Here is a 385-nt window from a genome sequence, read left to right on the forward strand (position 1 = left end):
GAATAAAGACTGAGTAATTTACTCGGGTATTGTTGACGGCTCCGAAAGGGGCCGTTACTATTTGAGCCATCGATAACCCACTAGGCGCACCCCATGAAAACGAATCTGCGTTTCAATATTGACCAAACGGTTAACATTCAAGCCGATATTGAGCTTGGTTCACGGTACGTCGTTAGCATCTTTGACGAGCGCGGAAACTGCATGGTGGAACGGCTGGGGCTCGCACGTTATCGCAATGTGCGCGGCGCGATTGCCACGATCATGGGCGACCCGCGTATCGTGAGCGTTACGACGCAATGCGGGGTTGAAGTGGGGCGCGGCTACAAACCCGAGTAAATTAGTCGGGTACTGTTGACACGTGCCAGAAACGCGATCATACTAGACC

At 52.5% G+C, this 385-nt stretch carries 1 protein-coding gene; it reads left to right on the forward strand.

Annotated features, from left to right (window positions below; translation table 11 throughout):
• The first annotated feature begins 93 nt into the window (after window positions 1–93).
• On the forward strand, window positions 94–336 hold the full coding sequence (locus AC1RO3_RS08770; RefSeq protein WP_289874039.1) for a hypothetical protein: 243 nt from the start codon (window positions 94–96) through the stop codon (window positions 334–336).
• Window positions 337–385: the final 49 nt, after the last annotated feature.

This window comes from Dellaglioa sp. CoH-57-MRSF-19, assembly GCF_056781975.1.

Bases quoted from the DNA above. Each gene is read 5' to 3' on its own strand.
- AC1RO3_RS08770 (WP_289874039.1), top strand. From the start codon at position 94: ATGAAAACGAATCTGCGTTTCAATATTGACCAAACGGTTAACATTCAA.